This window comes from Pseudomonas sp. GD04058 (genome assembly GCF_029836855.1).
In the GTDB taxonomy this organism is placed as follows: domain Bacteria; phylum Pseudomonadota; class Gammaproteobacteria; order Pseudomonadales; family Pseudomonadaceae; genus Aquipseudomonas; species Aquipseudomonas bharatica.
Window position 1 is genome coordinate 66,126 of sequence record NZ_JAOECN010000030.1, and the last position, 6,901, is coordinate 73,026.

The following is a 6,901-nucleotide window of genomic DNA, read 5'->3' on the forward strand; positions in this document are numbered from 1 at the left end:
TATCCCCAATCACGAATCACAAGGTGATCTTGTCGCGACCTTTCAACCCAAGACGCGCTCGAGCTTCTTCAGGCGTGGCCACCTTGAGCCCGAGGTTTTCGACGATCGAACGAATCCTCAGCACTTGCTCGGCATTGCTTTTTGCTTTCTCGCCCGCACCGATGAAGAGGCTGTCTTCCAGACCTACCCGAACGTTGCCGCCAAGCATTGCAGCCTGGGTGGCAAAGCTCATCTGGTGCTTGCCAGCTGCCAACACCGACCATTCGTAATCTTTCCCGAACAGCTTCTGCGCGACGGTGTGCATGTGCATCAGATTGTCCAGGTCGGCGCCAACGCCACCGAGAACGCCGAACACGATCTGAATGAGGAACGGCGGCTTGACCCAGCCCTGGTCGATCACCCATGCCAGGTTGTACAGGTGGCCCAAGTCGTAACACTCGAATTCAAACCTGGTGCCGTGACCATCACCCAGCTCTTTGACGATGTACTCGATGTCAGCGAAGGTGTTGCGAAAGATGAAATCGCGGGTGCTGTCGAGGAACGCCGGCTCCCAGTCATGCTTCCAGTTGGAATACTTGGCCTTCATCGGGAAGATGCCGAAGTTCATCGAGCCCACGTTCAACGAAGCCATCTCCGGGCTGACGGCCAGGGCCGCCCGCAGGCGTTCCTCGCGGGTCATGCCCAGGCCGCCACCGGTGGACACGTTTAGCACGGCATCGCTCTGGCGATGGATCTGTCCCATGAAGTCCTGGAACAGCTCAGGGCGCGGATCCGGCTTGCCGGTTTCAGGGTTGCGGGCATGCAAGTGGATAATCGACGCGCCGGCGTTAGCGGCCTCGATGGACGAATCGGCGATTTCCTGCGGGGTGATTGGCAGGTATTCCGACATGGTCGGGGTGTGTACGCCACCGGTAGTGGCGCAGGTAATGATCACGGATTTTGGCATGGCAAGGCTCACAATTTCATTTGTTGTACTTGGGCGGTCAGGCCACCATCGAGAATCCACAACTGGCCGCTGGCATAGCGGGCCTCATCACTGGCCAACCAGTAAACGAGGTTGGCGACATCGGGTGGCGTGCCGTAGCGCCGGGTTGGGTGTATATCGCGCACCGCGCTTTCCAGGCTGGCGATATCGCCGTGATCCTGGAAAAAGCTGCGGAGCATCGGCGTATCGATGTAGCCGGGGCATACCGCATTGACCCGGATACCCTCGGGGCCATGGTCGCAAGCCATAGCGCGAGTCAACGCATGTACTGCTCCCTTGCTCGCGCAGTAGGCCGCCAGACCAGGGTCGGCGATGAACCCGTCGTAAGAACCAAAGTTGATAACGCTCGCTGCGCTGCTTTCGCGTAACAGTGGTAATGCGTATTTGCTGACCAGGAACGTGCCGGTGACATTCACCGCGAATACGCGGTTCCAGACTTCCAGGGTGGTGTGCTCGATGGTGTGTTCCACCTCTATACCGGCAGCGTTCACCAGCACATCAAGCCGCCCTTGTTCCTGAGTCACTTGCTGCATGACTGCCTGCACTTGAGTTTCATCACCGACGTCCAGTTGCACTGGCATCGCACCTGGCACTGGCTGCCGTTGCGACAGGTCGGCGGCGTAGACCACAGCCCCCTCCTTCAGCAAGCGCTCACACACAGCCCTGCCAATGCCGCCTGTACCACCGGTGACCAAGGCGACCTTTCCCTTCAGGCCGCCGCTGCTCATGGCTTCACGCTACGTGCGTATGCATCCAGTACCAGACCGTGGAAGTGATGCAAGGCATGCTCGGATTTGCCGGAGCCGTTCGGATCAGTGACGATTCGCCCCTGATCGAATGCCGGGGTTTGCATGCCGCGCTGGACGTTCTCGACCAGCGAGATGTCTTCCACCTGGAGCACCTCATCGAGGTAACGAATGGCTTCCTTCTCCATGTCGTCCGGTTCAGGTGTTTCCAGGAAGAAGTCGTAGGTTTCGAACGTGCGATCAGGGCCCATGGGCACGATGTTCAGGACGATCATCGAGCTACGACCCGGGTAGCGCATCAAGCAGGTGTTAGGCCACAGCCACCAGACCGCGTGGGTGCGGACGCTAGCCTTGGATACGTCGTAGGCCGAGTTCTGCCCCTTGCCGGCTTCCGCCATGTGGCTGGAGTAGATACCGTGGGTTTCCACCTTGTAGGTATCCATGTCGACCAGTGTGCAGAAGTCCTTGTGAGCTGTCGGGCAGTGGTAGCACTCGAGGAAGTTGTCGACCACGTTCTTCCAGTTCGACTTGATCTCGTAGGTCAATCGACGAGCGAAGGTGAGCTTCTCGATGTCTGGCGCCCACTTCAAAACTTCCTTCGCGAGGTCGCCAGACTGCTGATGAAGCGGAGCGGCCTGCGGGTCGAGATTAACGTAGACGAAGCCACAGAATTCTTCGACCTGGACTGGGGTGAGATGAATGTCTTCTTTGTTGAAGTCTTTCAACCCGCCAACATGCGGGGCAGCGACCAGGCTGCCGTTCAGGCCGTAGCACCAGGAGTGGTACGGGCAAACGATGCGGCGCGTCTTGCCTTCCCCTTGCAGCACCGGATGAGCGCGGTGTTTACAAACGTTGTAGAAGGCACGGAGGCTACCGTCCTGGTCGCGAACTACGGCGATTGGATGACCGGCGATATCTACGGTGGTGTAGCTACCAGGCTCCCGAACCTTTTCAACGTGGCAAACCCACTGCCAGCTTTTCGCGATGATGGCCTGCTGATCAAGGTGGAACCATTCGGGCTCAACATAGGCCTCAGCCCGCAGAGAGTGGGAGATCAACGGATCCGGATCGTAGCCCTGTTTGATCGATTCGAATTGACGAGGATGCAGCAACTCAGACATATCAACGGCCCTTTTATTATCACGAGCATGGGGTTTGGCTCGTTCTGTGGGGTCGATAGTGGGCTGGCTGCAAGGCGAAGAATTTTCATATTTCGCCGATCTATTTGTTTATTTCGTCGGCGTCGTTTTTAGATAAGTGATTGCAATGAGCGACACGCAATCATCGCTGCTTGCCAGGCTGGTGCATTGGCCAGGCGCGGTAGTTGAACGGTACACGCCCGTCCTGTCGATCCTGGCTGGGCGTCAAACCAAAGCGCTCGCGATAGACTTTGCAAAAATGGGATTGGTTAGGAAAGCCAGAAGCCACGCCTACCTTGGTCAGCGCCATGCTGGTCTGGGTGACCAACCCACGCGCTCGATCCAGTCGGATATCACGGTAGTAAAGTGCGGGCGTTTTATGGGTCACGTCACGGAACAAACGGTCGAGTTGGCGTTGTGAGATTCCCACCCGCTCGCTGATTTCCGGAATGCTGATGACCTCCTCCAGGTGAGTTTCCATCAGCTTGATTGCATGCATTACTGCAGGCGGTACGGTGTGTCCCAGCGGTTGATGGTCTTGAGGGTTCTGCTGCGTGCTGCCTGGCCGGAATTGTTGATGAAACACATAACGGGCTGCCTCGTTGGAGACCGTTTCTCCGTGCATATTGCGAATCAGCTGCAGGGCAGTATCCGTTGCGGCTGCTCCACCACAACACGTGAAACGATTTTCATCGAAGACATATAAATCCTCGACAATAGTGACGTCGGGATACAGCTCGATGAGCGCATCAATATGTTCGTAATGTCCTGTCGCACGGCGCCCAGAGAGCAAACCTGCCTCAGCGAGCAGAAAGGTCCCTGTGTCGATCGCTCCGAGCATGCAGCCCTTGTTTGCCCACCCTCTGAGTAGGCTCTGCAAGCGGGGACTGTGGAACTTCTCAGGCGTCCAACTGCAGGACACCACCACCAGATCCCAGCTTTCATTTCGCACTCTAGCAAGGGACTGCGTGAACACGTCCATGCCATTCGAGGCCCGGGTGCCACCGCCATCGATCGAGGCGAACTCCCAGTAGAAATGCGTCTCTCCGCTGAGGTAATTGGCTGCCCGGAATGGATCGACAAATGCTGAGGTCGCAGCAGCATTGAAATAAGGAAATACGATGACTAGAAACCTGAACACGCTAACCTCGGACCCTGCTGCTGATTTTTTGGAGCGCTGCATGGCGTTGCGCCACAGCACATTAACGTTCTTCAGCGGGCCGGACCAGATGGTATAACCAAGGCAGCCTGGGGCGTGGACAGCTGATGGAGGATGTGAGCTTCCAATTTGGTGGTTCGCGAAAGCACCTGACGGCGATGTCGCCATGCCCACGCCCCCAGTGCTCGGCCATCACACCCGCCGGGCATCCCTGCGCACCGCCTGCGGGGGCACGCCGTAACCACGAATGAAGACCTCGCGCAGATGCCGCCGGTCCCTGAAGCCGGCTTCCTTCGCCACCACGTCCAGGCTGTGCCGGCTCTGCTCGATCATCACCCGGGCCGCTTCAAGACGCAGCCTTTCCACGGCCTTGGCGGGTGATTGGCCGGTCTCGGCGGTGAATACCCGGGTAAATTGCCGGGGGCTCAAGTGCACGGCTTCGGCGAGTTCCTCGACACTCAAGGGCCGCCCCAGATTCCGCCGCGCGTAATCCAGTGCGGCCTGGATCCGGTCTGATTTCGGCGACAGCGTCAGCAGCTCGGAATGCTGGGATTGCCCCCCGGAGCGGCGCTGATGCATGACCAGCTGGCGTGCCACCGACCTGGCCACCTCGTTTCCCAGATCCTTCTCCACCATGCCAAGTGCCATGTCCAGGGCGGCGCTCATGCCGGCGGATGTCCAGACCTGGCCATCCACGATGAAGATCCGGTCTTCCTCGACTTCGATTTTCGGATGCAGCTCACGCAGCTGTTTCGCATAGGCCCAGTGTGTGGTGGCCCTGCGGTGATCCAGGACACCTGCCTGGGCCAGGATGAAACCACCGGTACACAGGCCGGCGGTGCGGCGAGCGCCCTCGACGAAACCTCGCACGCTTTCCAGCACTTTCTCGCTCGGCGGCGTCAGCGGAGTCAGTGTTCCGGTGATCATCCAGGTGTCGGCCAAACCGGGAGCAGCCAACGGCAGCGTGTCCATATACATCCCGAGGGAGGAGCGCACCGTACCGCCATCGACGGAGAAATTCTGGATCCTGTAGATCGCTTCGCCAGCAACGATATTGGCGAACTCGAATACAGCCTGGGTCGCCAGTGACATGACCTGGAAACCATCGGTGAGCAGATAGCCGACACGGTGCATGACGGAACTCCACGGTGTTGATGTCCTGAAAACGTAGCATATGCGTCGTTTAAGACAAAGGCGATCCTCTGCATCATGGCGTCACACCCAGCCAACGGAGCACGACCATGACCCAGCAATCCAAAGGCACCGCCCTCATCACCGGTGCATCCACCGGCATCGGTTCCATCTACGCGCAACGCCTCGCACACCGGGGTTACGACCTGGTGCTGGTGGCCCGTAACCACGAGCGCCTGAACACACTTGCCAATCGCATCACCACGCAAACCCAACGCAACGTCGAGGTATTTCCGGCAGACCTGGCCAACCTGGATGACCTGGCCAGGGTAGAAGGCAAGCTGCGCGAGGACGCCAGCATCACCCTGCTGGTGAACAACGCCGGCATCGGCACTCACACCAGCCTGCTGAAGAGCAACGTCGAGCGCATGGCCGAAATGATCACCCTCAACATCACCGCCCTGACCCGCCTCACCTATGCAGCCATTCCGGGGTTCGTGGCGCGCAAGCAAGGCGCCGTCATCAACATCTCCTCCATCGTCAGCCTGGCACCGGAGCTGCTCAACGGCGTCTACGGCGGCAGCAAGGCCTATGTCACCGCCTTTACCCGATCCTTGCACAAGGAACTGGCGGACCAGGGCATCAGGATCCAGGCCGTATTGCCGGGAGCCACCGCGACCGACTTCTGGCAGATCGGCGGCCTGCCCGTCGAGAACCTCGACCCGGGCATCGTGATGTCGGCCGAGGACCTGGTAGACGGCGCGCTGCAGGACTTCGACGACGAGGTATTGATCTCCATCCCCTCGATGCACGACCTGCAGCCGTTCGAACGCTATGAGGCCAGCCGGCAGGCGCTGTTCGATCAGTTGTCCAGCAACCGGCTTGCTCCGCGCTATACCGCCAGGTGATCGTCACGAAGATGCATATTGCCACTGGTGATTTCAGGTGAGCTGTCGTTCGCCGAACTTGTGTACGTATTTACCAACCCTCGTGCAGCGCAGCGTAGCGACAAATACTGAAATGACATGATTGGACCGACCCGTTCATTGCCGTACAATCGCGCCCCCCAAAAAACCAGCAGGCACGGCGAGAGGGAACTTCAATGCAACGGGTGATGATCATTGGTCAGCCGGGGTCGGGGAAAAGTACCCTGGCGCGCGCGCTGGGCGAACGCACGGGTTTGCCGGTCGTGCATATCGATACGATTCACTGGCAGCCTGGGTGGGTCGAACGCAGCCATGACCAGAAGACCCGTCTTTGCCATGAGGTCGAGGCCGGTGAGCGCTGGATCTTCGAAGGTGGGCATTCGGCAACCTGGAACAACAGGCTGGCCCGCGCGGACCTGCTGATCTGGATCGACCGGTCCGCACCGCTTCGATTCTGGCGCGTAGTGCTCAGGACGCTGCTTAACCACGGTCGCTCCCGGCCGGACTTGCCGGACGACTGCCCGGAACGGCTGGCCAGCCTGCCGGAGTTCTTCGGGTTCATGTGGCGGACGAGGATCTCGGCACGGCAAAAGATGAAGCAACTCGCGGCGACGGCTCCGTCGACGTGCCAGGTGGTCTGCCTGCGCTCCAATCGGGATGCCAGGATATTCCTCGATAGTTTGCAGGCACAGCCGCTTCGCCGCTGAGCCTTGGGTATCTACACATCTTTTCTGAATAGTGGTGGCTGCGAGGTGCCCGTCTGAGAACCGCGTTATGGCCGCCAAGTGCATGCCGGTAGATCTTCAGCGCCCTTG

Annotated in this window: 7 protein-coding genes; 2 read left to right on the forward strand and 5 right to left on the reverse strand. The window is 59.2% G+C overall.

The genetic code is table 11. The features are described 5' to 3' along the window. Positions 1 to 16 precede the first annotated feature (16 nt). The 5 genes from N7650_RS21155 to N7650_RS21175 all read right to left on the reverse strand — a co-directional run bounded on the left by N7650_RS21155 (position 17) and on the right by N7650_RS21175 (position 5,163). Positions 17 to 946: a 3-keto-5-aminohexanoate cleavage protein gene (locus N7650_RS21155; protein ID WP_279899865.1), complete on the reverse strand. Its 930-nt coding sequence runs from the start codon at positions 944 to 946 to the stop codon at positions 17 to 19. Positions 947 to 954: 8 nt separating this feature from the next. Then, positions 955 to 1,713 (reverse strand): SDR family oxidoreductase, encoded by a 759-nt coding sequence (locus N7650_RS21160; RefSeq protein WP_279899866.1) that lies wholly within the window; start codon positions 1,711 to 1,713, stop codon positions 955 to 957. Next, on the reverse strand, positions 1,710 to 2,852 hold the full coding sequence (locus N7650_RS21165; RefSeq protein ID WP_009405324.1) for a ring-hydroxylating oxygenase subunit alpha: 1,143 nt from the start codon (positions 2,850 to 2,852) through the stop codon (positions 1,710 to 1,712). The genes N7650_RS21160 and N7650_RS21165 overlap by 4 nt, the downstream gene beginning before the upstream one ends. Positions 2,853 to 3,012: 160 nt before the next feature. Further along, the gene (locus tag N7650_RS21170; protein ID WP_009405323.1) at positions 3,013 to 4,053 is read right to left on the reverse strand and encodes a GlxA family transcriptional regulator; all 1,041 of its coding nucleotides are present in this window, start codon (positions 4,051 to 4,053) and stop codon (positions 3,013 to 3,015) included. 168 nt (positions 4,054 to 4,221) lie between these two features. Next, on the reverse strand, positions 4,222 to 5,163 hold the full coding sequence (locus N7650_RS21175; protein WP_009405322.1) for a GlxA family transcriptional regulator: 942 nt from the start codon (positions 5,161 to 5,163) through the stop codon (positions 4,222 to 4,224). A 107-nt stretch (positions 5,164 to 5,270) separates the two neighbouring features. Here N7650_RS21175 and N7650_RS21180 point away from each other — a divergent pair, with 107 nt between their 5' ends. Together N7650_RS21180 and N7650_RS21185 are read left to right on the forward strand one after the other, a co-directional pair. Then, on the forward strand, positions 5,271 to 6,068 hold the full coding sequence (locus N7650_RS21180; protein WP_279899871.1) for an SDR family oxidoreductase: 798 nt from the start codon (positions 5,271 to 5,273) through the stop codon (positions 6,066 to 6,068). 194 nt (positions 6,069 to 6,262) lie between these two features. Then, entirely contained in the window at positions 6,263 to 6,793 is a 531-nt protein-coding gene (locus N7650_RS21185; protein WP_279899872.1) for an AAA family ATPase, read from the forward strand. The last annotated feature ends 108 nt before the right edge of the window (positions 6,794 to 6,901 follow it).

Coding starts and splice junctions, on each gene's coding strand:
- N7650_RS21155 (WP_279899865.1), bottom strand. CDS start 946: ATGCCAAAATCCGTGATCATTACCTGCGCCACTACCGGTGGCGTACAC.
- N7650_RS21160 (WP_279899866.1), bottom strand. CDS start 1,713: ATGAGCAGCGGCGGCCTGAAGGGAAAGGTCGCCTTGGTCACCGGTGGT.
- N7650_RS21165 (WP_009405324.1), bottom strand. CDS start 2,852: ATGTCTGAGTTGCTGCATCCTCGTCAATTCGAATCGATCAAACAGGGC.
- N7650_RS21170 (WP_009405323.1), bottom strand. CDS start 4,053: ATGCAGCGCTCCAAAAAATCAGCAGCAGGGTCCGAGGTTAGCGTGTTC.
- N7650_RS21175 (WP_009405322.1), bottom strand. CDS start 5,163: ATGCACCGTGTCGGCTATCTGCTCACCGATGGTTTCCAGGTCATGTCA.
- N7650_RS21180 (WP_279899871.1), top strand. CDS start 5,271: ATGACCCAGCAATCCAAAGGCACCGCCCTCATCACCGGTGCATCCACC.
- N7650_RS21185 (WP_279899872.1), top strand. CDS start 6,263: ATGCAACGGGTGATGATCATTGGTCAGCCGGGGTCGGGGAAAAGTACC.